Origin of the sequence: Rhodococcus sp. Leaf278, from assembly GCF_001426085.1 — a bacterium.
Lineage (GTDB): Bacteria > Actinomycetota > Actinomycetes > Mycobacteriales > Mycobacteriaceae > Rhodococcoides.
Map to the genome: position 1 here is coordinate 136652 of NZ_LMRR01000005.1, position 23124 is coordinate 159775.

Consider the following 23124-nt stretch of genomic DNA (forward strand, 5'->3'; position numbering starts at 1 on the left):
CCGGCACGTGATCGCGGTCAGGCCGCGCGCGCTCGCAACTCCGTCAAGGTTGAGGCGAAGATGCCCGTTGGCCCGTGCGATACGTCGCAGTACTCGCCGTCTCGCCAGAAGAACACCGAGCGCGACAGTGGGCTCGGCGTGTCACGAGTGAACATATCTGCCAGATCGGCGAGCTCGGCTGCGGCCGCGAGCGCCACATCGGCGTTGCGCGGCCGGTGAAAAATGAACTCGTAGGCATTGGGAACGACAAACAATACGCCGTACAGACACTCGCCGAGGTGTGTGGAGATCAGCGTGGTCATGTCGGCAACCTTCGACGCGAGGTAGATCGAATCGCCGCTGAGGACCTCGATGTCGATGCTGTTTCTGCTGAGGATTCGGCCGTCCTCGAACTTCAGCGCTGCGGTGTTTCTTCGGCCGGCAGCCCAGGCGGCGTTCATGTCTCGGCCGACGAGATGCCGATCGGCGAGCGTCAGCGCTCGATTAGGAGACGATAGGTTCAGTACACGTCTGGGTGCGTCCGGTGCGTCGAGCAGCGGGACCGAGTAGTCGTATTCCGCCATTGCTTCGAGTGCGGACGGTGGGACGATGCGCTCGCGCAACCTCGAGTGGAACTCGTCGTCCGGCAACGAGGTGATGAACGTCGGGTCGGCTTCGCGCATCACCTCGATCATGACGTCGACATGGCCGTCGATGATGCTGTCCCACGCCGATCTGCTTGCCCCCGAGCATCGGGCGAAGAGGTTCTCCAGTGGAAAGTGCGGGCCTGATCCCGCCGCCAATGTTGTTGCATCCTTGCGGTGAACCACCACCCCGCGCTTTCGGAATGCTTCGATCGTCTTCATCCGCACGATCGCGAATGTCGTTGCGTGAACTGCGCCGTAGTTCGGCAAGGACTGAAATTTCATGGTGTTCCCCCGAGTCGGTGTGTGCTCTTGATGCGTTCGACGCGGTGGCTGCCACAATGGTTCCCATGTCGTCCAACGCTTCTGCAACCGGTCTCTGCAACTTCGTCGACGTGTCGCCGTCGCCATTCCACGTCTGCAACACGGTTTCGGTGCAGCTCGAGGAGGCCGGTTTCGTCCAGCTCGACGAGATCGACGCCTGGCCGACCGAACCAGGTCGCTACTACCTGATCCGCGGAGGTTCACTCGTCGCCTGGAGTACCGAGACGGGCAATTCGGGTCGTTCCGCAGGCTCCACTCCTGAGGGCCCGTTCCGCATCGTCGGCGGGCACACCGACAGCCCGAACCTCCGCGTGAAGCAGCATCCCGATCTGCAATCCGCAGGCTGGCAGATGGTGGGTCTCGAACCGTACGGCGGCGCGTGGCTCAACTCCTGGCTCGACCGCGATCTTGGTATCTCCGGCCGGCTGAGTGTGCGTGACGGCAACGCTGCGCGCGAAGTGCTCGTCAAGGTGGACGAGCCGATTCTGCGAGTCCCGCAGCTGGCGATCCACCTGTCCGAGGACCGCAAGGGTGTCACTCTGGACCCGCAACGGCACGTCAATGCCATTTGGGGCGTGGGTAATTCGCCGAAGTCTTTCATCGCCTACGTCGCCGAGAGAGAAGGCGTCGACCCGCATTCGGTTCTGGGTTGGGAACTGATGACCCACGACCTCGCACCCAGCGCCATCGTGGGCGTCGAGTCCGAGCTGGTCAGTGCGCCGCGTCTGGACAATCAGGGTACCTGTTACGCCGGGACCCAGGCTTTGCTTGCAGCAGTGGATAATCCGACCGATGTCACGCCCGTGCTGGCCCTGTTCGATCACGAGGAAGTCGGCAGCATGTCGGATCGCGGTGCGTTCTCGGATCTGCTGAACACCGTGCTCGAGCGCATCGTGCTCGGACGCGGCGGTGGCCGGGAGGAGTTCCTGCGCACGATGGCCGGATCCATCTGTGCCTCAGGCGATATGGCGCACGCGACGCACCCCAATTACCCGGACCGGCACGAGCCGGCACATCGCATCGAGCTCGGCGGGGGACCGGTGCTCAAAGTCAACCAGAACCTCCGCTATGCAACGGATTCCGCGGGTGCAGGTGCATTCGCACTCGCCTGCGATCAGGCCGGAGTTCCGTTGCAGCGCTACGTACATCGTGCGGACCTGCCTTGCGGATCGACCATCGGGCCGATCACCGCGTCACGCACGGGGTTGTCGACAGTGGACGTCGGCGCAGCGCAGTTGGCCATGCACTCGTCGCGAGAGTTGATGGGAGCCGCCGACGTGAAGTCCTACGCCGACGCGCTGGCGGCCTTCCTCGCCCCTGCCTGAGCCCGTTCAGTCCGTCGCAAACGCGCGCGCATTCGTCAGGTGCGCAGAGTTTCGTGCCCGATTCCGGGGCAATTCGGCTCGCGTCTGGCAAACGCGAGCGTTTGCCAGATCCGGGGGGCGGACGTCGAATGTCGGTGCGCCTTGGACCGCGGAGCTCGTGATCATCGTTCGGCAATCGCAAACGCGCGCGCATTCGTCAGGTGCGCGGAGTTTCGTGCCCGATTCCGGGGCTATTCGGCTCGCGTCTGGCAAACGCGAGCGCGTTTGCGAGATCCGGGGGGTGGGCCGAAAACCTAGACCGGATCGAGTTGCAGGCACGCATCCGCCGCAAGCCAGAACAACTGTTCGCGCACTGTTGTCGCCTTGGTCCAACCGCGGTGATCCCAGTCGGCGGCCAGGGAATCGCCCGCGTACAGCAGTTGCGCGAATCGCACCCCGCGGAACTGGGCAACGGCGCAGAAGGCCGAGGCTTCCATGTCGACGGTTCGGCAGCCCTCCTCGACACGGCGGGAAACGCGGGCACGGGTCTCCCGGTAGAGCGCATCCGTCGTCCAGGATCGGCCGGTGACGAAGTCGACTCCAGCGTCGGTCAGTACGGACTGCAGCACGGCCACGCCTGCCGGATCGGCGTCGACCACCCGTCCCGGCGGCAGGTAGTGGAACGAGGTGCCCTCGTCGCGAAGGGCGCTGTCGACCACCATGACGTGTCCCATGCCGAGGTCGTCGGAGAGTGCTCCCGCGCCGCCGACGGCCACGAACTGTGTGCAGCCCATAGCTATGGCTTCTTCGAGGAACAGTGCGGCCAGTGGCGCTCCGACGCCGGGATGGAAGACGGCGAGCTTCTGTCCGCCTCGTTCGATCTCGTAGACGGGATGTTCGCCGTGCTCGGAGCGCATGATCGAGACGACTCGGGCGTCGCCCTTCGCGCAGATGCTCTCGATCACCTCGGAGAAGAAACAGACGACGGCTTTCGGCGGAACGTCGACTCCCTTGGCCACCATCGACGGGTCGATGACGCCCGTTTCGTCCAGATCGTCCTCGGTCAGTGCGATGTCCATCAGGTGATGTTCGCACGAGGCCGAACCGTCCGATGCCGTACATGTCGGCAGCACCTTATAGACTTCCCCTGGCATTTCGCTCCATCGAAGGGACCTATTCCTCGTGTCCGCTAGCTCTGTACCCACAGACACTGTCTCCAACGCCGTCGCCACCCCCGACGTTGCGCAGCCGTACAAGGAACTCGGACTCAAGGACGACGAATACGTCCGCATCAAGGAAATTCTCGGCCGTCGGCCCACCGATGCCGAACTGGCGATGTACTCCGTCATGTGGAGCGAGCACTGCTCGTACAAGTCCTCCAAGGTGCACCTGAAGTACTTCGGCGAGACCACCACCGACGAGATGCGCAAGCCGATGCTCGCCGGCATCGGAGAGAACGCGGGCGTCGTCGACGTCGGTGACGGTTGGGCCGTCACGTTCAAGGTCGAGAGCCACAATCACCCGTCGTACGTCGAGCCCTATCAGGGCGCCGCAACGGGTGTCGGCGGCATCGTCCGCGACATCATGGCCATGGGTGCGCGCCCGATCGCCGTCATGGACCAGCTGCGTTTCGGTGCTGCCGATGCACCCGACACGCGCCGTGTCCTGAGCGGCATCGTCGCAGGCGTCGGCGGGTACGGAAACTCCCTTGGCCTACCGAACATCGGCGGCGAGACGGTGTTCGACGCCTCCTACGCCGGTAATCCTCTGCTCAACGCCCTGTGCGCCGGCGTCATGCGCGTCGAGGACATGCACCTGGCCTTCGCGTCGGGTCTGGGTAACAAGATCATTCTGTTCGGTGCCCGAACCGGTCTCGACGGCATCGGTGGCGTGTCCGTGCTCGCGTCGGAGACCTTCGACGGTGACGAGACCGGTGGCGGCAGAAAGAAATTGCCTGCCGTGCAGGTGGGCGATCCGTTCACCGAGAAGGTGCTCATCGAAGCCTGCCTCGAGCTGTACTCGAACAAGTTGGTAGTCGGCATCCAAGACCTCGGCGGTGCTGGATTGTCCTGTGCTACTTCCGAACTCGCCTCGGCGGGTAGTGGCGGCATGCACATCGAGCTGGAGAAGGTGCCGATGCGCGCCACCGGCATGACGCCCGCGGAGGTGCTGTCGAGCGAATCCCAGGAGCGTATGTGCGCCGTGGTGACGCCCGAGAACGTCGACGCGTTCATGGCCGTCTGCAAGAAATGGGACGTGCTGGCCACCGTCATCGGTGAGGTCACCGACGGTGAGCATCTGCAGATCACCTGGCACGGCGACACCGTCGTCGATGTTCCGCCGAAGACCGTCGCGCACGAAGGACCGGTGTACAACCGCCCGGTCCAGCGTCCGGACACCCAGGACGCGCTGATCGCGAACACCACAGCGTCGCTGCAGCGCCCGGAAACCGGGGACGAACTGCGGGCGACGCTGCTGAAGATGATCGGCTCGCCGCAGTTGTGCAGCCGTCGATTCATCACCGAGCAGTACGACCGCTACGTGCGCGGCAACACCGTCCTGGCTGAGAACGCCGATGCCGGCGTGATCCGAATCGACGAAAAGACCGGGCGTGGAATCGCTTTGGCCACCGACGCGTCGGGTCGCTACACCGCACTCGATCCCTACCAGGGTGCGCAGCTCGCGCTCGCCGAGGCGTTCCGCAACGTCGCGGTCACCGGTGCGACGCCCAAGGCCGTCACCAACTGCCTGAACTTCGGCTCGCCCGAGGATCCGGGCGTCATGTGGCAGTTCCAGCAAGCCGTCCGCGGGCTGGCCGACGGCTGTGTCACCCTCGGCATTCCGGTCACCGGAGGCAACGTCAGCTTCTACAACCAGACCGGTGCCGAGCCGATCCTGCCGACGCCGGTGGTCGGTGTACTCGGCGTGATCGACGACGTGCATCGCCGTATCCCGACCGGCCTCGGACTCGAGCCCGGCGAGACGCTGATCCTGCTGGGTGAGACCCACGACGAATTCGACGGATCCATCTGGTCGCAGGTCGAACACGATCACCTCGGCGGCGTCCCGCCCAAGGTCGATCTTGCTCGCGAGCAATTGCTGGCCGACATTCTGCTGTCGTCCTCGCGCGACGGACTGGTCTCGGCGGCTCACGACCTGTCCGAGGGTGGTCTTGCGCAGGCCGTGGTCGAAGCGGCCCTGGCTGGTGAAACCGGTTGCCGCATCATCGTTCCCGAGGGTGCCGATCCGTTCGTCACGCTGTTCTCGGAGTCGTCGGGTCGTGTACTGGTCGCAGTTCCGCGCACGGAAGAGACCCGTTTCACCGGTATGTGCACCGCCCGCAGTCTGCCGTGGACGCGCATCGGCGTTGTCGACGAAGGTTCGGATTCGATCGAGGTGCAAGGGCAGTTCTCCGTCCCGATGGCGGAACTGCGTGAGACGTTCGAAAGCACTCTCCCCAGACTTTTCGGCTGACCGAGGTGGGGGGACAGACATCGGTCGGGGAGCAGGCATCGAAGCGGCACGACAGAGAAGTCGACGCCGAACTCGAGCAGGATCAGCATCATCGGTACCACCTGCCGAACCTGGAATTCTCGGTTCCCTCACCCGACAAGCATCCGTTCGTCATGTGGGCGTGGGGCCTGTTGCGCCTCGACTTCACCGGAATCGCCTTCAGCGCGTTGTTCTTCTGCTGGTCGCTCACGCCGTCCCTGCTCCCGCGTGGATGGCTGTTCCAGGGCATCATCGGCGGAATCAACGCGGCCATCGGTTACGCGTTCGGCGTAGCTGTCGGATGGGCAGTCGCTCGATGGTGGCTCGCCTCGCGGTCGTGGTGGCCGTTGCCCCGCAAGGTCGAACTCGCCGTCAAGGTTGCGGTACCCGTCCTGGCCGTCGCCGCATCGATGGTCATGCTGGCGATCTCGGCGCAGTGGCAGCGCGAGCTCGCCGCGTTGATGGACGCCGAGGGCACCACCACAACGGGTTACCTGCGCACCGGTGCGCTCAGCATTGCCATTGCGGCGCTGCTGATTTCGTTGTCGCGGGTGTTGCGCGACCTCGTTCGGCTGCTCGCCCGTCAGATCAACCGCGTCGTGAAGATGCCCCGCGAAGTGGCCAACGCACTCGGGGTCGTCGTTCTCGTCGTGTTGTCCGTCGCTCTGGTTCAGGGCGTGCTGCTGCGTGCGGTCTCGGCGGTCACCAATTCGGCATTCAGTCTGCAGAACGACGAAACTCGGGACGGGGCAGAACAACCCGTCGCCGACGAGCGATCCGGCAGCCCGGACTCGTTGGCTCCCTGGGACACCCTGGGTTTCGAGGGTCGTAACTTCGTCTCCAGCGGTCTGCGCGCCGACGAGATGGAACGAGCCACGGGCCGTCCGAGCCTCGAGCCCATCAGGGCATACGCGGGATTGGAAACCGCGGAGACCCAGGACGAACGGCTCGACATCGTGGTGGCCGAACTCGAACGCACCGGGGCCTTCCAGCGCAAAGCCCTCATCGTCGTTCCGACCACGGGCACCGGTTGGGTCAATCCCACCGCCATCGAAGCGGAAGAGCTCATGTTCGACGGCGATGTCGCCACCGTCGCATCGCAGTATTCGTATCTGCCCAGCTGGATCTCGTTCATCGCCGAGGGCGACAAAGCGGCTCAGGCCGGCAAAGCGCTCATCGACAAGGTGCACGATCGCTGGCTGCAGGAGCCGGAGGCCACGCGCCCCAAGTTCTACGTCTACGGCGAGAGCCTCGGTACCCAGGCGGGCGAGGGTGCCTTCGACGGCTTGGCGGACATCAGGGCCACCACCGATGGAGTCCTGTGGGTCGGACCGCCGAACAACAACCGCATCTGGAGTCAGTTCGTCAGCCGACGCGACCCGGGAAGTCCCGAGGTCCGGCCGGTCTACTCAGAGGGTCTGACGGTGCGCTTCGCCGACAACTCGTCGGGCATCCCGCCGGAGGACCAACCCTGGTACGCACCACGGATCCTCTACGTCCAGCACGCGTCGGATCCGGTGGTCTGGTGGTCGCCCGATCTGCTGTTCGAGCGTCCCGACTGGCTGTCCGAACCACCGGGGCCGGACCGACTGCCCAGCATGCGCTGGTTCCCGGTCGTCACGTTCTGGCAGGTGGCAGCCGACCTGACCAACGCTGCGGGCGTCCCCGACGGACACGGCCACAACTACGGAACCCTGGTGCTCGACGGCTGGGTCGCCGTTGCCGCGCCCGAGGGCTGGACCGATCGCGACACCGAACGAGTGCGCGGAGTCATGGAGCAATTCGCCGGGCGAGACGGTCCCGAGAAGTGAAAGCCGCGCTGGCAACCGGACTCGCGACCACGGTGTGGAGTACCTACCTCCTCCCGGCGCTCGGTCTCGATGCCCGTGCGCGGGCGGTGGCCAATGCCTCGTTCGCAGTGGGTGTGGCTGCACTGTCCCGAACGAGCGCGAACGAGCTCGGTCTGCGCAACGCTGCTGCCGGACTGAAGTGGGGCGCGGCGGCGTCGGCCGTTCCTGTTCTCGGATCTGCCGTCGTCGCGGCAGTTCCGGCGCTGCGCCGCCGGGTCCGGCCGTCCGATGACGAGCTGGCCGAGTGGGTGCTGTTTCGCATTCCCGTGGGAACGGTGCTCACCGAGGAGTTGCTGTTCCGCGGTGTCCTCGACGCTGCGTCGCCCACCCTGTCGCCGATCTTCTTCGGCCTGTGGCACATTCACCCGGCCCGCGCTGCCGGAGACACCGTGGTCGGGACGGTACTGGCGACGACCTCGGCCGGCGTTGTCTTCTCCTGGCTCAGGGCCCGCAGTGGGAGCGTGCTCGCCCCGGCACTGCTGCACTATTTCCTCAACGCGAGCGGCGCTGTGCTGGCGCGTCTCGCTGCGAACGAGAGGGGTCGGTAGCAGTGCCACCGCACAAGGAAGTCAGTCCCGCCGAGGTGCGCGACGCGGTACTGGCCGTGGCGGAGTGGATCAAGGGTGAGGCGGACAAACCGGCTCGCGCACAGATCGCCGCGGCGGTACGCACCACCGCCAGAACTCTCGGCCAGAATGCGCCCGGATCCTCGGTGGAGGTGCGGGTACCGCCGTTCGTTGCGGTGCAGTGCATCGTCGGGCCTCGGCATACTCGGGGAACTCCGCCCAATGTCGTCGAAACCGATGCTCTGACGTGGTTGCAGGTGGTCACCGGAACCCGCGATTTCGACGAGGCTCTCGCCGACGGTTCCATCGATGCGTCCGGCAGCAGAGCAGCCGAAGTAGGTCGCTGGCTGCCGCTGCTGTCCATCAGGTGACGGAAGCGAATCGGACACTCGTTCACCTGGTGGGAATCTCCCGTCCACACGATGCGTTGACTCCGGCCGTGTGCCCGTAGACTCAGGCACGGCCCCCCCGCCCCGTCCCCCAAGGGAGCAATGCCCGTGACCAACGCCGATTTGTCGGTCGACAGTCCGAATCTTCTGCTAAGCAAACCCCTCGACGAACCGGAGAACGAGCCGCGCGAAGAGTGCGGAGTGTTCGGAGTATGGGCACCGGGCGAGGATGTGGCCAAGCTCTCGTATTACGGCCTCTACGCGCTGCAGCACCGCGGCCAGGAAGCTGCCGGAATCGCAGTGTCCGACGGTTCCCAGGTATTGGTGTTCAAGGATCTCGGCCTCGTCAGTCAGGTGTTCGACGAGCAGACGCTCGGGGCGATGCCCGGGCACGTCGCCATCGGGCACTGCCGGTATTCCACCAGCGGGTCGGTGACGTGGGAGAATGCGCAGCCGATCTTCCGTACCACCACTGCGGGCACCGGAATTGCGCTCGGTCACAACGGAAATCTCGTGAACTTTGCCGAGCTCGCTACCAAGGCACGTGATGCAGGGCTGATCAACGATCGGTTGCAGGGCAACGGCACCTCCGATTCCGACGTCGTCACGGCGCTGCTGGCGCACAAGGCCGCCGATTGCACCATCGAGCAGGCTGCGATGGAACTGCTGCCGCAGCTCAAAGGCGCGTTCTGCTTGACGTTCATGGACGAGCACACCCTCTACGCCGCCCGTGATCCGCACGGTGTTCGCCCGCTGTGCCTCGGCCGCCTCGATCGTGGCTGGGTGGTGGCCAGTGAAACGGCTGCGCTCGACATCGTCGGTGCTGCGTTCGTTCGAGACATCGAGCCCGGCGAGCTGCTCGCGATCGATGCCGACGGCGTCCGGTCGTCGCGTTTCGCCGCCCCCGAGCCCAAGGGATGCGTGTTCGAGTACGTCTACCTCGCGCGGCCCGACAGCGTGATCGGTGGCCGTTCGGTGCACTCGACCCGCGTCGAGATCGGACGACGGCTCGCCAAGGAGCATCCGGCCGAGGGTGATCTGGTGATTCCGGTGCCCGAGAGCGGAACTCCCGCCGCGGTCGGTTTTGCTCAGGGGTCCGGAATTCCCTACGGCCAGGGGCTGATGAAGAACGCCTACGTGGGCCGCACGTTCATTCAGCCGTCGCAGACCATTCGTCAGCTCGGCATTCGGCTCAAACTGAATCCACTCAAAGAGGTCATTCGGGGCAAAAGGCTGGTGGTGGTGGACGATTCGATCGTCCGCGGCAATACCCAGCGTGCGCTGATCAGGATGCTGCGAGAAGCCGGTGCGCTCGAAATTCACGTCCGCATCGCGTCCCCGCCGGTACGGTGGCCATGCTTCTACGGCATCGACTTCGCTTCTCCCGCAGAGTTGATCGCCAACGGCGTCGACTCCGAGGACGGGATTCTCGAAGGCGTCCGCCAGGCCATCGGTGCCGATTCGCTGGGGTACATCTCCATCGACGGCATGATCGCGGCGTCGGAGCAGCCCGAATCGCGGTTGTGTGCAGCATGTTTCACCGGCAAGTACCCGATCGATCTGCCCGCCGACAATGCGCTCGGCAAGCACGTTCTCGAGGGTCTGCTGGCGTCGGCAGCCGGCCAGCCGGTGGCCAACGACGCGAATGTGAGCGCTCTCAGTAGGCCTTGACCTGCGGTTTGCCGATAGGGAACAGCAGGGTTTTCTCAATGCCACATATTGGAAACAGTCCATCGGTACTGTCCCGAGTTACATAGGACACACCGATTTGGATAGAGGCTCAGATGACCCTGTCGCCCGACGACGGACGCATGCAGCGCTACAGCGCGGCATCAAGGACAGCTGTGCGCAAGCACGGCAAGAAGACCGCTGCAGTGGCAGCACTGTCGGTACTCGCGTTGACGGCCGCAGCATGCGGCTCCGGTCGCACCGACGCCGGCGGATCCGGTGACGGCGGCGGCGGCGGAGACACGATCACCGTCGGCACCACCGACCAGGTGACCTCGCTCGATCCGGCGGGCTCGTACGACAACGGCTCGTTCATGGTGATGAACCAGACATACCCGTTCCTGATGAACTTCGCTCCCGGCAGCTCCGAGCTCGAGCCCGACGCCGCCGAGAGCTGCGATTTCTCCGAACCGACCGTCTACACGTGCACCCTGAAGGACGATCTGAAGTTCGCGAACGGCAACCCGCTGACGAGCGAGAGCGTGAAGTACTCGTTCGACCGGATCGTCGCGATCAACGACCCCAACGGGCCTGCGTCGCTGCTGACCAATCTCGACAGCATCGCGACGCCGGACGAGAAGACCGTCGAGTTCACGCTGAAGGCAGCGAACGATCAGACGTTCCCGCAGATCCTGGCAACACCGGCAGGTCCGATCGTCGACCAGACGGTGTTCCCGGCGGACAAGGTTCTCGACGACGACGCCATCGTGGCCGGCACCCCGTTCGCCGGCCCGTACTCGATCTCGAGCTACGCCAAGAACTCCCTCGTCAGCTTCACCGCGAACGGTGACTACAAGGGCATCCTCGGCACGCCGAAGACGTCGTCGATCAACACCAAGTACTACACCAGCTCCGACAACCTCAAGCTCGACGTGCAGAACAAGGCCATCGACGTCGCGTGGCGCTCGTTGACGCCGACGGACGTCGAATCTCTCGGCAGCGTGGACGGTCTGACGGTGCACGAGGGACCCGGCGGCGAATCGCGCTACATGGTCTTCAACATGAACACGATGCCCGGCGACACCCCCGATCAGAAGTTGGCCGTACGCAAGGCAATTGCGGCCTCGGTCGATCGTCAGGCACTGTCCGACGGTGTCTACAAGGGCACGTACACCCCGCTGTACTCCGTCGTCCCCACCGGCTTGGCCGGTGCGAACACCGCGTACGGAGATGTCTACGGCACCACGCCCAACCGCGACGAGGCAGCCGGATTCCTTTCTGCCGCAGGCGTTGCCACCCCGGTGCAGCTCAACCTGCAGTACAACCCGGACCACTACGGTTCGTCGTCGAGCGAGGAATACGCCGCGATCAAGAGCCAGCTCGATGCGACGGGCCTGTTCAACGTGAACCTGCAGTCCACCGAGTGGAGCACGTACACCAAGGAACGCGTCGCCGACGCCTACCCGGTGTACCAGCTGGGTTGGTTCCCGGACTACCCCGACGCAGACAACTACCTGACGCCGTTCTTCGCGCCGGACAACTTCCTGCAGTCGCACTTCGAGAGCCCGGCCATCACGTCACTGCTCGACCTCGAGCGCACGACGGCCGACGAGAACGCGCGGATGCAGATCATCGGACAGATTCAGACCGAGCTCGCCACGAACTACCTGCCCACTCTTCCGTTGTTGGAGGGCAAGCAGATCGCCGTCGCCACCGATGCGATCAGCGGCGTGGACGAGACGCTCGACGCCTCGTTCAAGTTCCGGTTCGTCACGCTCGCCAAGAGCTGACGGCGTGCCCACTACCGACAGCACGGCGGTAGCGGGCGAGAAGCAAGCACAGCAGGCGAGCGCGCCGTCACGGTACGGCGCGCTCGCCCGTTATCTCGGGGTCAGATTTCTGCTGATCATTCCGACTGCCTGGATTCTCGTCACCGTCGTCTTCTTTTTGATGCGGGTGATCGGTGATCCGATCACGGCGGCCCTCGGTGGCCGCCTCCCTGCCGAGCAGATCGCCCAGCGCAAGGCCGAGGCCGGCTACGACCGGCCGATCCTCACGCAGTACTGGGAGTACCTGACCGGCCTGCTGCGCGGCGATTTCGGCCGCTCCGCCACCGACAATCGCGCAATCAGCGACGTCCTGCTCGTCAATGGCGCAGCCACTCTCGAATTGGCCTTCTGGGCGTTGCTGGTCGCCTTCGCCGTCGGTATTCCGCTCGGCTTCTTCGCCGCCACCCACCGCGACCGATTCGGCGACGCCTCGTTGCGGATCTTCGCGATCCTGGCGTACGCGGCCCCGGTGTTCTTCGTCGGAATGCTGCTCAAGCTGTTGTTCGCAGTCAAGCTCGGCTGGCTACCGGTGGCGGGACGAGCCAGTACCAATGTGGAACTGGCACTGCAGAACGTCGCGCCCAAGACCAACATTCTGATCGTCGATTCGTTCCTGTACGGCGACACGGGCTACACCCTCGACGTGCTCGAGCACGCAGTGCTGCCTGCTCTCGCGCTGGGACTGTTGACGGCCGGCGTATTCCTGCGGCTGGTGCGCGTCAACCTCATTCAGACGTTGCAGGCACCGTTCGTCGATGCCGCTCGGGCTCGCGGGTTGAGCGAAGGAACGGTGACGAGAAGACATGCGTTCCGCAACGCGATGATCCCCATCGTCACCGTCATCGGCCTGCAGATCGCCGTGCTGCTCGGCGGCGCGGTGCTCACCGAAACCACCTTCGAGTGGCAGGGGCTGGGGTACGAACTCGCCCGGTACCTGCAGGCACGCGATTTCGTTGCGGTGCAAGGCATCGTGACGTTCCTGGCCGTGGTGGTCGCCGTCGTCAGCTTCGTCACCGACGCGATCGTTGCCCTCATCGACCCGAGAGTGAGGTTCTGATGAGCACCGAAGTCGTGCTGTCCGACGTACCTCCCACCCGTCCACACCGTCGAGGATTTCCCGGCGTCGCGTTCGTCAAGTCCACCTCGGGATTGCAACGCGTCACGTTGATCGTCGGCTTGGCCCTGATGGTGGGGTTCGTCATCGCGGCGGTGTTCGCGCCGCTTCTCGCGCCGTACGGGTTCTCGCAGACCAGCGATGCCGGGCTGGATTTCGCTCGCCAAGCGGCGCCGTCCGCCGAGCACTGGTTCGGTACCTCGGTCCGCGGCGAGGACGTGTTCTCGCGGGTGATCTACGGTGCCAGAACGGCATTGATGGTGATCGCGTCGTCGTTGATTCTCTCGCTGATCATCGGCGTTCCTCTCGGGCTCGCCTCGGGTTACATCGGGCGCTGGTTCGACCGCGTGCTCGTGCTGTTCATGGACGCGATGTACGCATTCCCGTCTCTGCTTCTCGCGGTGGTCATCTCGATCGTCGTGGCGGGTGGACAGTCGTCGAGCTTCGGTGGCATCGCGTCCGCAGCCATCGCCATCACGGCCATCTTCGTACCGCAGTACTTCCGGGTGGTCCGCAACGCCACGGTGGCGGTCAAAACCGAACCGTACGTCGATGCCGCACGGGTCACCGGGGCCGGCACACCGCGAATCCTGTTCCGGCACATCCTCGCCAACGTGGTGCAGACGCTGCCGGTCATCATCACCCTCAACGGGGCCGAGGCCATCCTGACCCTTGCCGGACTCGGTTTCCTCGGGTTCGGCATCGAACCCACCTCCGCCTCGGAATGGGGCTACGACATCAACAAGGCCCTGCCCGACATCTCCAACGGCATCTGGTGGACGTCGGTGTTCCCGGGCCTCGGCATCGTGCTGGTGGTACTCGGTCTGACCATGGTGGGTGAAAGTGCAAGCGAGACACTCAATCCGCTGCTGCGCACCCGCAAGAAGTTGAAGAAGGCGGTGAAGGTATGACATCGAGCGTTGTGACTCCACGAGAGTCCGCACTGTCGGTGCAGTCGTTGTCCGTCACATTTCTGACCGATGCCGGCGAAGTCGACGCCGTCACCGAGGTCTCGTTCGAGGTGTATCCCGGCGAGGTACTGGCTGTGGTGGGGGAGTCCGGCTCGGGCAAATCCGTCAGCGTCCGATCCGCCATCGGTCTGCTGCCCGACACCGCACGCGTCGAAGGACACGTGGTGCTCGGCGGCCAGGACGTGACCACGCTGAGCAACAAGGCGTGGGCGCAGTTGCGCGGCAACAAGATCTCGATGGTGTTCCAGGAACCGGGCAGCGCTCTCGATCCGCTGTTCACCATCGGGTATCAGATCGTCGAAGCACTCCGGGCCCACACTCCGGACGACGGTAAACGGATGTCGGCGAAGGACGCCGAGGCGCGGGCCGTCGAGTTGCTGACGATGGTGGGTCTGCCCAATCCCGAGCAGCGCTTCTCGTACTACCCGCACGAGCTCTCGGGTGGGCAGAAGCAACGCGTCATGATCGCGATCGCCATCTCGTGCGAGGCGAAGGTCATCATCGCCGACGAGCCGACAACGGCCCTCGACGTCACGGTGCAGGCCGAGATCCTCGAACTGCTCCGCGATCTCAAGGATCGGTTGGGCTGCGCCATCGTGCTGATCACTCACAGCATGGGCGTCGTATCCGATCTGGCTGACCGCGTCGTCGTCATGCAGAACGGTCGCGTCGTCGAGGAAGCGCCGGTGGCGCAGCTGTTCGACGCCCCCGCCGACGACTACACCAAGAAGCTACTGGCCGCCGTGCCGACTCTTGCTGCGGTGGAGTCGGACAAGACCGTCGACACCTCGGGCGAACCGGTACTCGACGTGTCCCGGCTGATGGTGCAGTTCTCCGGTGGGGTCGGCTCCCCGGCGTTCCGTGCGGTCGACGACGTCTCACTCACCATCCACCGGGGCGAAACCCTGGGTCTGGTGGGTGAATCCGGCTCGGGCAAGTCGACCATCGGTAGATGTGTTGCGGCATTGCAGAAGCCCACCAGCGGCAGCGTGACGGTGATGGGACAGAACATTGCCGGGGTCAGCGAACGCAAGCTCAAGCCCCTGCGTAAGCGCTTCGGCTTCGTATTCCAGGATCCGTCGGCGTCGCTGAACCCGCGACTGACCGTCGGACAGTGCATCGCCGAGCCGATGATCGTGCACAAGTACGGGTCCAAGGACGCGATCGCAGCCAGAACGACCGAGCTTCTCGACGCCGTGCAACTGCCGTCCGGCACCGACAAGCGGTACCCGCACGAGTTGTCCGGTGGACAGCGGCAGCGCGTCAGCCTGGCGCGCGCACTGGTGCTGGGTCCGGATCTGGTGGTGGCGGACGAGCCGACCAGTGCGCTCGACGTGTCGGTGCAGGCAGCAGTGTTGGACCTGTTCGAGGCGCTACAGCAGGAATTCGGCTTCGCGTGCCTGTTCATCAGCCACGATCTCGCCGTGGTGGACCGCGTCGCGCATCGTGTGGTGGTGCTGCGCAACGGGGGAATCGTCGAAGAGGGAACCCCGTGGAAGATTCTGCGATCCCCGGAGGCGGACTACACGAAGAAGCTGTTGGCCGCGATTCCGGGCAAGCGCCTGCACACGTGAGTTCTTCTCCTGACCGGGCACTCCGGTACCGTTGGGGCCGCGCCGAACCGGGCGCCGACATGAACTAGTACACAGGCTGGAGCCGAATGACCGAGGAATCCCAACCCACGAGCGCAACTCACTCGGGCGGTGCCTCCTACGCGGCGGCCGGGGTCGACATCGCCGCAGGAGACCGAGCAGTGCAGCTGTTCGCGCCGCTCGCCAAGAAGGCCAGTAGGCCCGAGGTGATGGGCGGTCTCGGCGGTTTCGCCGGTCTCTTCGCGCTCAAGGGCGACTACCGTGAGCCGGTCCTGGCCGCCTCGACCGACGGCGTCGGCACCAAGGTGGCCGTGGCGCAGGCCCTCGGTAAGCACGACACGCTCGGCCTCGACCTGGTGGCGATGGTCGTCGACGATCTCGTCGTCTGTGGAGCCGAGCCGCTGTTCCTGCAGGACTACATCGCCGTGGGCCGTGTCGTTCCCGAGCAGGTCGCAGAGCTGGTCAAGGGCATCGCCGAGGGCTGCATCATCGCCGGCTGTGCGTTGCTCGGCGGCGAGACGGCCGAACACCCGGGGTTGATGGCCGACGGCGACTACGACCTCTCGGCCACGGGCATCGGCGTCGTGGAAGCGGATTCGATCCTGGGACCCGAGCGGGTGCGTCCCGGTGACGTCGTCATCGGCATGGGATCGTCCGGTCTGCACTCCAACGGCTACTCGTTGGCTCGCAAGGTGCTGCTCGAGATCAATCACATGGACCTCGGCGGCCACGTCGAGGAGTTCGGTCGCACTCTGGGCGAGGAATTGCTCGAGCCGACCAAGATCTACGCCAAGGACTGCCTCGCGCTCGCAGCCGAGACCGACGTGCGCACGTTCTGCCACGTCACCGGCGGCGGACTCGCCAACAACCTCTCCCGCGTCATGCCAGAGGGACTGGTGGCCGAACTCGACCGCACCACGTGGAGTCCGGCCCCGATCTTCTCGCTCATCGCTCAGCGCGGACGCGTCGAGCGAGCCGAGATGGAGCAGACGTTCAACATGGGCGTCGGCATGGTCGCGATCGTCGCTCCCGAGGATGTCGACCGCGCGCTGGCCGTGCTGACCGCACGTCACATCGACTGCTGGACTCTGGGCACGGTGAAGAAGGCCACCGGTAAGGACATCGCTGCCGAGCGTGCAATGCTGCTGGGCAACCACCCGCGGTTCTGAACGGCAGGGTTCTGATCGCCCGAGCACCGGACGAACAAGTGAGGGGGAGCCGCTCAGCGGCTCCCCCTCAGTCGTTCAGTGCACAGTACTAGCGTCGCCAGTCCTCGTACTCGTCTTCCTCGACTCGGGAATGCACATCCGAGTCAGAGTGGATGCCACGATGGGAGTTGGACGAACCACCGGAGAGTTCTTTCTGCAGACTCTCCAAGTCCGTTGTCGGCGAGCTGTACTTGAGCTCACGAGCGACCTTTGTCTGCTTTGCCTTAGCCCTGCCTCGGCCCATGGCGGTGCCCCCTCGCGGACTTGCGGGGCGGCCTGGGGAAATTTGGCGGCCCCGTTAGAGTTGGTATTTCTTCCTGGCACACACTCTAGCGCGCGAATCGCCGCGATGCGCATACGGTGCCACGTGTCGGTGGTGGGCACTCCGGCGCGACACGCCCGGGGCACGGGTCCGCGCTGCCTGTACCTGCAGATATCCGTGCACAGGCAAACTATCTTCGTGTTGCGACACGAGAACTACGTGCTGCGCGTCATGGCCTTCGCGAGGATTTCAACGCCGCGGCCGCGTCGCGGTACACCTTCGGTGCCAAATCGGGCTCGTCGAGCAGAGTGGCCATCGCGGTCGCGTCGGTACCTCGGAACAGGTCGCGAACCGTCACCCCGTGCCGCGGGACCGACTCCACGGCCACGGCGTCACCGCTGCGGAACACGCCTGGCTCGACGACCCGGAAGTACGCGCCCACATCACCGCGATCCGCGAAGCGACGAATCCATCTGGGCTCGTCCATCCACCGCGCGAACGTCGCACAGGGCTTACGGGCGATCGTCACCTCCAAGGTGACCGTTCCGACGCGCCACCTGGACCCGATCACCGCGTCGGTCACCGGGACACCGTCGGTGCGGAGGTTCTCGCCGAATCGACCCGGCGGAACCGGCACTCCCAGCTCGTCGGCCCAGTACTGCGCCTCGGCCTCGTCGTAGGCGTACACGGCCTGATCGAGACCGCCGTGGAACTTGGTGTCCCGGCAGTGGTCCCCGCCGATACCCAGCTCGTGCACATCCACCGGACCGTCGACCGGCCGCTTGTCGATGCCGCTGTCCACGACGCCGCGACGTCCGAACGGAACATCGGCATGCACGACGCAGACCGCGAGAACGGTCCCGGTCACCGGCCGCGAAGGCGGTCGACGGCCGCGCGGCCGGCCTGAACGTCGTCGTACGACGGGATCGAATCGGGATCGATCGACGCCGCACACGGACCCGCTTCGAGGGCAGTGTCCACCGGAATCGTTCTCTTGAGCAGACCCAGCGCGATCGGGCCGAGCTCGAAGTGATCGATGACGGTGCCCAGACGGCCCACCGATCGTCCGCCTGCGGTGACCGGATCACCGGTGCTGGGCCGACCGTCCGCGGACCCGTCCAGGTGCAGCAGCACCAGGTGCCGCGGTGGTCGACCCAGGTTGTGGACACGCGAGACGGTTTCCTGGCCGCGGTAGCAGCCCTTCTCCAGGTGCACGGCACCGAACTCGGCGGCACTGCCGATCCAGCGAACCTCGTGCGGAATGGTCTTCTCGTCCGTGTCGACGCCCACCCGCGGACGCAGCGATTCCACCCGCAACGCGTCGAACGTCCAGGTTCCGGCCGGCGCGGCACCCGCGTCGCGGAGTCGGAGGAACCACTCGGTGAGCTGTGCGCGGGGGATCACCACGTCGTACGAGTTCTGGCCGGGCCACGGCATTCGCCTGCAGAAGCCGCTGCCGTCGATCGCCGTCGCACCGTAGATCTCGCTCGGTACCGGCACGCCGGCCTTGCCGAGCACCGAGGCCGCGTCGGTCCCGAGGACGGTGAGAACGGCCAATTCGTCGGCCTCGCGGGGTTCGGCCTTCGCCCAGAACACCATCTTCTTCAGAAACGACAGCAGATCGGGGCCTGCGGTGCGTTCGGTATCGATGTAGGTGACGCCGTCCAAGTCGGTCTGAACGAAGTGGTGCTCGATGCGGCCGTTGACGTCCAGGCTCAAATTCTCGGCCGAGCTGCCATCGGACAGGTTCGAGACGAGCTGGCTCGAGATCGTGTTCAACCAGCTCAGGCGTTCGTCTCCGCTGATGGCGAGAACGAAGCGATGGGATCGATCGATGACGGCGGCCCCGCTGACGGCGTCGCGTTGTTCGCCGAACGGATTGCCGTAGTGCCAGGCCACCCCGGTGTCGACGCTGTCGTCCGGGGATGGAACCGCACCGGGAAGAGTGAGAAGAGGACTTGGACTGATCGTCACGGAATCGGACACCAGTCCATAGTAGGAGCCTGACGTTTTACCTACGCGCAACGCGTCCGATATCAGGGGGCGCCGTGCCCTGTCTAGGTTTCGATCCGTGAAAGCTTTGAGACACCCCGCAGCGCAGATCGGCTTGGCCGCAATCGGCGGAATCGTGTTCGGACTGATCGTCGGTGACTGGGCCGCGAACCTGAAGTTCGTCGGCGATCTGTTCATCCGCCTGATTCAGATGTCGATCGTGCCGCTGGTCATGGCGTCGGTGATCGTGGCAACGGGGTCCATGTCCGGAACCGGCACCGGCAAGATCGCGGTGCGCACGTTCAAGTGGATGATCGGTTTCTCGTTCGTGGCAGCAGTACTGGCGTGGGTGCTCAGTACTCTCATCCGTCCCGGTGCGGGCATGGAGTTCACCCAACAACTGGACCCGAGCCTCGAGGAAAGCGCGAGCGAGGCGCTCGGCTGGCAGGACACCCTGCTGAATTTCGTCTCGACCAATGTCTTCAGCGCGATGTCCACAGCGACGATGGTGCCGATCATCGTGTTCTCGTTGCTGTTCGGGATCGCGTTGCGCAGCCACATCACCAAGACCGGCGACGACCGAGTGCTGACGTTCATGGACCAGATTCAGCAGATCGTTCTGACCATGATTCGCCTGGTCATGACCATCGCTCCGGTCGGTGTCTTCTGTCTGCTCGCAGCTCTCGCCGGGGATGTCGGGTTCTCCGTCGTCTCGACGGCCTTGAGTTATTTGGGCACCACCCTGCTCGGCGTCCTGATTCTCTTTGCGCTGTTCGTGGTCGTGGTGACCGTACGAACCCGACTGGATCCCAGGAGCCTGCCGAACAAGCTCACCGAGCAGACGGCGATTGCGGTCACGACCACGAGTTCTGCCGTCACGTTCCCGACCGTTCTGAAGAACACCGTGGAGAAGGTGGGCGTCAGTCAGAAGGTCGCGAACTTCACGCTCTCGATCGGGCTGACCATGGGCTCGTACGGTGCCGTCCTGAACTACATGATCGTCGTGATGTTTCTCGCGCAGGCCGGCGATGTCGAACTCACTGTCGGCCAGATTGCCCTCGGGATGGGACTGGCGATCCTGCTGAACATGGGCACGATCACGGTGCCGGGTGGGTTCCCGGTGATCGCGATGTTCCTCGCAACGTCCTTGGACCTGCCGTTCGAGGCAGTCGGCCTGTTGATCGCCGTCGACTGGTTCGCCGGAATCTTCCGCACCTTCCTCAACGTCAACGGAGACACGTTCGTCGCGATGTTGGTGGCCAACGCCGACGACGAGATCGACCGTGACGTCTACAACGGAACCAAGACGGTAGTCGCCGAGGACATCGACCTCGACGAGTACCGCGACGTGATGGCGCAGGCAGATCGAGCCGACTGACCGGCTGGCTCTACAGTGACGGCCATGGCCGATTCGGTAGTGGTGACGTTGGACGGCCGAGTGCACGACGCCGGACAGCCGTTGTTGTTCGCCGACGACCTGGCTGCCGTACGCGGCGACGGTGTGTTCGAGACATTGCTCGTACGGGGCGGCGCAGCCTGCGCAGTGGAGTTGCACCTGGCTCGTCTGGCGGCGTCGGCGGCGGCACTGGACTTGCCTGCTCCCGATCTGAACGAGTGGCGAACGGTGATCGACACGTCCGTCGGTCTGTGGTCCGAGGACTCGGCGAACGAGGCCGTTCTCCGGTTGGTGCTCAGTAGGGGACGCGAGAGCGGCGGGGAGCCGACGGCGTTCGTGACGGTGGGGCCCCTTCCCGAGCGGGTGCGGACAGCACGTGCGAACGGGGTGTCGGTGATCACGCTCGATCGAGGTTATTCGGTCGAATTTTCGTCGACAGCGCCCTGGCAGCTCGCCGGAGCGAAAACGCTGTCGTACGCAACGAACATGGCGGCGCTGCGGCACGCGTCCGCCCAGGGGGCCGACGACGTCATCTACTTGAGCAGCGAGGGGCGGGTACTGGAAGGACCCCGTTCGACGGTGGTGCTTGCGCGCGGTAAGACACTGGTCACACCGTCGGTGGAGCAGGGCATCCTGGCCGGAACCACCGTCGCGGGTCTGTTCGAGGTGGCCGAGGCCTCCGGGTGGACCTGCGAACGTGGACATCTTTACCCGGCGGATCTCATTGCGGCAGACAGCGTTTGGCTGGTCTCCAGTGTGACCCTCGCGGCGCGGGTCACGAAGATGAACGGTGTCGTTCTCGGCCGTCCCGGCAGCGGCGAACAGGTGTCCGAGATGGTCGATCGAGCCGTGGACGTCGCCGCTACGCCATAGGTGCCGAACGACCCTGCCGAAAGACTCTTCCCTACTACTACTCGTAGTAGTACATTCGAATCAGTCGCGGGCCAATGCCCTGACCTGCGGTGTTGCCCGTCACAGCTCGGGTGGAAGAGTTCGGAGTATCGATGGACGCGTTGGATGTCTCGCGGTGGCAGTTCGGTATCACCACCGTTTACCACTTCATTCTCGTACCTCTCACCATCGGCCTCGCGCCGCTGGTGGCCGCCATGCAGACCATGTGGGTGATCACCGGCAAGGACTCCTGGTATCGGCTGACCAAGTTCTTCGGCAAGCTGTTCCTCATCAACTTCGCGCTCGGCGTCGCGACCGGAATCGTCCAGGAATTCCAGTTCGGGATGAACTGGAGCGAGTACTCGCGCTTCGTCGGTGACGTGTTCGGCGCGCCACTCGCGCTCGAGGGATTGCTGGCCTTCTTCCTCGAGTCCACGTTCCTCGGGCTGTGGATCTTCGGTTGGAGTCGGCTCCCCAAACTCGTTCACCTGGCGACTATTTGGCTCGTCGCCATCGGCGTGAACGCCTCTGCCTTCTTCATCATCGCAGCCAACTCCTGGATGCAGCATCCCGTCGGCGCGATCTACAACGAGGAGACCGGCCGCGCCGAGCTCACCGATATCTGGGCTCTGCTCACCAACAACACTGCGCTGGCGGCATTCCCGCACGCCGTAGCAGGTGCATTCCTCACCGCCGCAACCTTCGTCGCCGGCATCTCCGGTTGGTGGATGGTGCGCGAGGCGCGAAAGAACAAGCTGGACAAACCGGCTACTGGGGTCACTCCGCAGGCTGCGCTCTCCGATAATGGGGTCACTCCGCAGGCTGCGCTCCCGGCCACCGATTCGCGCTCGATGTTCCGATCGGCCGCGCGCATGTCCTTCATCGTCATGATCGTCGCAGGCGGCGCGCTCGCCATCACCGGGGACATTCAGGGCAAGCTCATGTTCGAGCAGCAGCCGATGAAGATGGCATCTGCAGAATCGTTGTGTGACACGGAAACCGGAGCCAGCTTCTCGCTCCTGACCGTGGGTACCCACAACAACTGCGAATCCGTGGTGCACCTCATCTCGATTCCCGGCCTCACGTCGTTCCTGGCGGAGAACGACTTCGGTGCCACCGTGCAGGGCGTCAACCAACTCCAGGATCAGTACGAGCAGCAGTTCGGCCCAGGCAACTACAAGCCCAACCTGTTCGTCACGTACTGGGCATTCCGGATGATGATCGGTCTGGCTGCAGGCTCGGCCCTGCTCGCCATCGCGGGATTGTGGGTCACCCGAGGTGGCCGGATTCCCGACCAGAAGTGGTTCTCGTGGCTGTCTCTGCTGGCCATTCCGACGCCGTTCCTGGCCAACAGTGCCGGTTGGATCTTCACCGAAATGGGCCGTCAGCCATGGGTTGTCGCGCCCAATCTCTCCGGAGTCGACCAGATCCGCCTCACCGTCGACCAGGGCGTCTCCGACCATCCCGTCGGGCTCGTTCTCGCGTCGCTGGTGACGTTCACGCTGCTGTACGCCGCTCTCGGAGCTGTCTGGTTCTACCTGCTTCGGCGCTACGTCATCGAAGGACCTCTCGACCACGACGCGCACCCGCACGTCGACCCGCCGGATTCGGAAGACGAAGAGCCGAAACAGCTCTCGTTCGCGTACTAGGGGA

General features: G+C 64.7%; 19 protein-coding genes. 14 read left to right on the forward strand and 5 right to left on the reverse strand.

Going from position 1 to position 23124, the window contains the following annotated elements; genetic code table 11:
* Nucleotides 1-17: 17 nt before the first annotated feature.
* A complete protein-coding gene (locus tag ASG84_RS07430) occupies nt 18-908 on the reverse strand; it encodes a hypothetical protein (RefSeq protein ID WP_057476364.1) in 891 nt (296 codons plus the stop codon).
* A gap of 56 nt (nt 909-964) precedes the next feature.
* Here ASG84_RS07430 and ASG84_RS07435 point away from each other — a divergent pair, with 56 nt between their 5' ends.
* The gene (locus ASG84_RS07435; RefSeq protein WP_057476365.1) at nt 965-2272 is read left to right on the forward strand and encodes a M18 family aminopeptidase; all 1308 of its coding nucleotides are present in this window, start codon (nt 965-967) and stop codon (nt 2270-2272) included.
* Between the two features lie 293 nt (nt 2273-2565).
* Here ASG84_RS07435 and ASG84_RS07440 read toward each other — a convergent pair whose 3' ends face one another.
* On the reverse strand, nt 2566-3330 hold the full coding sequence (locus ASG84_RS07440; protein ID WP_235581574.1) for a nucleoside phosphorylase: 765 nt from the start codon (nt 3328-3330) through the stop codon (nt 2566-2568).
* A gap of 103 nt (nt 3331-3433) precedes the next feature.
* Here ASG84_RS07440 and purL point away from each other — a divergent pair, with 103 nt between their 5' ends.
* From purL to purM, 10 genes are all read left to right on the forward strand, one after another.
* Entirely contained in the window at nt 3434-5725 is a 2292-nt protein-coding gene (gene purL / locus ASG84_RS07445) for a phosphoribosylformylglycinamidine synthase subunit PurL (RefSeq protein ID WP_057476366.1), read from the forward strand.
* A 101-nt stretch (nt 5726-5826) separates the two neighbouring features.
* Nucleotides 5827-7554: an alpha/beta hydrolase gene (locus ASG84_RS07450; protein WP_156399420.1), complete on the forward strand. Its 1728-nt coding sequence runs from the start codon at nt 5827-5829 to the stop codon at nt 7552-7554.
* Entirely contained in the window at nt 7551-8141 is a 591-nt protein-coding gene (locus ASG84_RS07455) for a CPBP family intramembrane glutamic endopeptidase (RefSeq protein WP_057476368.1), read from the forward strand. The genes ASG84_RS07450 and ASG84_RS07455 overlap by 4 nt, the downstream gene beginning before the upstream one ends.
* A 2-nt stretch (nt 8142-8143) precedes the next feature.
* On the forward strand, nt 8144-8530 hold the full coding sequence (locus ASG84_RS07460) for a sterol carrier family protein (RefSeq protein WP_057476369.1): 387 nt from the start codon (nt 8144-8146) through the stop codon (nt 8528-8530).
* Nucleotides 8531-8656: 126 nt separating this feature from the next.
* Nucleotides 8657-10219 (forward strand): amidophosphoribosyltransferase, encoded by a 1563-nt coding sequence (gene purF, locus ASG84_RS07465; protein WP_057476408.1) that lies wholly within the window; start codon nt 8657-8659, stop codon nt 10217-10219.
* A gap of 140 nt (nt 10220-10359) precedes the next feature.
* Nucleotides 10360-12006, forward strand: coding sequence for an ABC transporter substrate-binding protein (locus ASG84_RS07470; protein WP_057476409.1), 1647 nt, complete (start codon nt 10360-10362; stop codon nt 12004-12006).
* A 109-nt stretch (nt 12007-12115) separates the two neighbouring features.
* Complete coding sequence (locus ASG84_RS07475) at nt 12116-13102, forward strand: ABC transporter permease (protein ID WP_057476410.1); 987 nt, start codon at nt 12116-12118, stop codon at nt 13100-13102.
* Nucleotides 13102-14070: an ABC transporter permease gene (locus ASG84_RS07480; protein ID WP_057476370.1), complete on the forward strand. Its 969-nt coding sequence runs from the start codon at nt 13102-13104 to the stop codon at nt 14068-14070. Before ASG84_RS07475 ends, ASG84_RS07480 begins: the two co-directional genes overlap by 1 nt.
* The gene (locus ASG84_RS07485) at nt 14067-15704 is read left to right on the forward strand and encodes an ABC transporter ATP-binding protein (RefSeq protein ID WP_057476371.1); all 1638 of its coding nucleotides are present in this window, start codon (nt 14067-14069) and stop codon (nt 15702-15704) included. Before ASG84_RS07480 ends, ASG84_RS07485 begins: the two co-directional genes overlap by 4 nt.
* Nucleotides 15705-15790: 86 nt before the next feature.
* Nucleotides 15791-16891 carry a phosphoribosylformylglycinamidine cyclo-ligase gene (gene purM / locus ASG84_RS07490; RefSeq protein ID WP_057476372.1) on the forward strand — a complete coding sequence of 367 codons (1101 nt, stop codon included), beginning with the start codon at nt 15791-15793 and terminating at the stop codon, nt 16889-16891.
* 88 nt (nt 16892-16979) lie between these two features.
* Here the strand turns inward: purM and ASG84_RS26865 are convergent, their stop codons facing one another.
* From ASG84_RS26865 to ygfZ, 3 genes are all read right to left on the reverse strand, one after another.
* Entirely contained in the window at nt 16980-17174 is a 195-nt protein-coding gene (locus ASG84_RS26865) for a DUF3073 domain-containing protein (RefSeq protein ID WP_008719426.1), read from the reverse strand.
* A 247-nt stretch (nt 17175-17421) separates the two neighbouring features.
* The gene (locus ASG84_RS07495; protein WP_057476373.1) at nt 17422-18060 is read right to left on the reverse strand and encodes an MOSC domain-containing protein; all 639 of its coding nucleotides are present in this window, start codon (nt 18058-18060) and stop codon (nt 17422-17424) included.
* Nucleotides 18057-19178 (reverse strand): CAF17-like 4Fe-4S cluster assembly/insertion protein YgfZ, encoded by a 1122-nt coding sequence (gene ygfZ / locus ASG84_RS07500; RefSeq protein ID WP_057476374.1) that lies wholly within the window; start codon nt 19176-19178, stop codon nt 18057-18059. The genes ASG84_RS07495 and ygfZ overlap by 4 nt, the downstream gene beginning before the upstream one ends.
* Before the next feature lie 85 nt (nt 19179-19263).
* Between ygfZ and ASG84_RS07505 the strand changes: the two genes are divergently transcribed.
* From ASG84_RS07505 to ASG84_RS07515, 3 genes are all read left to right on the forward strand, one after another.
* Nucleotides 19264-20562 (forward strand): dicarboxylate/amino acid:cation symporter, encoded by a 1299-nt coding sequence (locus ASG84_RS07505; protein ID WP_057476375.1) that lies wholly within the window; start codon nt 19264-19266, stop codon nt 20560-20562.
* A 24-nt stretch (nt 20563-20586) separates the two neighbouring features.
* Nucleotides 20587-21453: an aminodeoxychorismate lyase gene (locus tag ASG84_RS07510; protein WP_057476376.1), complete on the forward strand. Its 867-nt coding sequence runs from the start codon at nt 20587-20589 to the stop codon at nt 21451-21453.
* A gap of 131 nt (nt 21454-21584) precedes the next feature.
* Nucleotides 21585-23120, forward strand: a complete 1536-nt coding sequence (locus ASG84_RS07515; RefSeq protein WP_057476411.1) for a cytochrome ubiquinol oxidase subunit I — start codon at nt 21585-21587, stop codon at nt 23118-23120.
* Nucleotides 23121-23124 lie beyond the last annotated feature (4 nt).

Coding starts and splice junctions, on each gene's coding strand:
- ASG84_RS07510 (WP_057476376.1), top strand. CDS start 20,587: ATGGCCGATTCGGTAGTGGTGACGTTGGACGGCCGAGTGCACGACGCC.
- ASG84_RS07440 (WP_235581574.1), bottom strand. CDS start 3,330: ATGGACATCGCACTGACCGAGGACGATCTGGACGAAACGGGCGTCATC.
- ASG84_RS07430 (WP_057476364.1), bottom strand. CDS start 908: ATGAAATTTCAGTCCTTGCCGAACTACGGCGCAGTTCACGCAACGACA.
- ASG84_RS07470 (WP_057476409.1), top strand. CDS start 10,360: ATGCAGCGCTACAGCGCGGCATCAAGGACAGCTGTGCGCAAGCACGGC.
- purM (WP_057476372.1), top strand. CDS start 15,791: ATGACCGAGGAATCCCAACCCACGAGCGCAACTCACTCGGGCGGTGCC.
- ASG84_RS07435 (WP_057476365.1), top strand. CDS start 965: ATGGTTCCCATGTCGTCCAACGCTTCTGCAACCGGTCTCTGCAACTTC.
- ASG84_RS07515 (WP_057476411.1), top strand. CDS start 21,585: ATGGACGCGTTGGATGTCTCGCGGTGGCAGTTCGGTATCACCACCGTT.
- ASG84_RS07480 (WP_057476370.1), top strand. CDS start 13,102: ATGAGCACCGAAGTCGTGCTGTCCGACGTACCTCCCACCCGTCCACAC.
- ASG84_RS26865 (WP_008719426.1), bottom strand. CDS start 17,174: ATGGGCCGAGGCAGGGCTAAGGCAAAGCAGACAAAGGTCGCTCGTGAG.
- ASG84_RS07485 (WP_057476371.1), top strand. CDS start 14,067: ATGACATCGAGCGTTGTGACTCCACGAGAGTCCGCACTGTCGGTGCAG.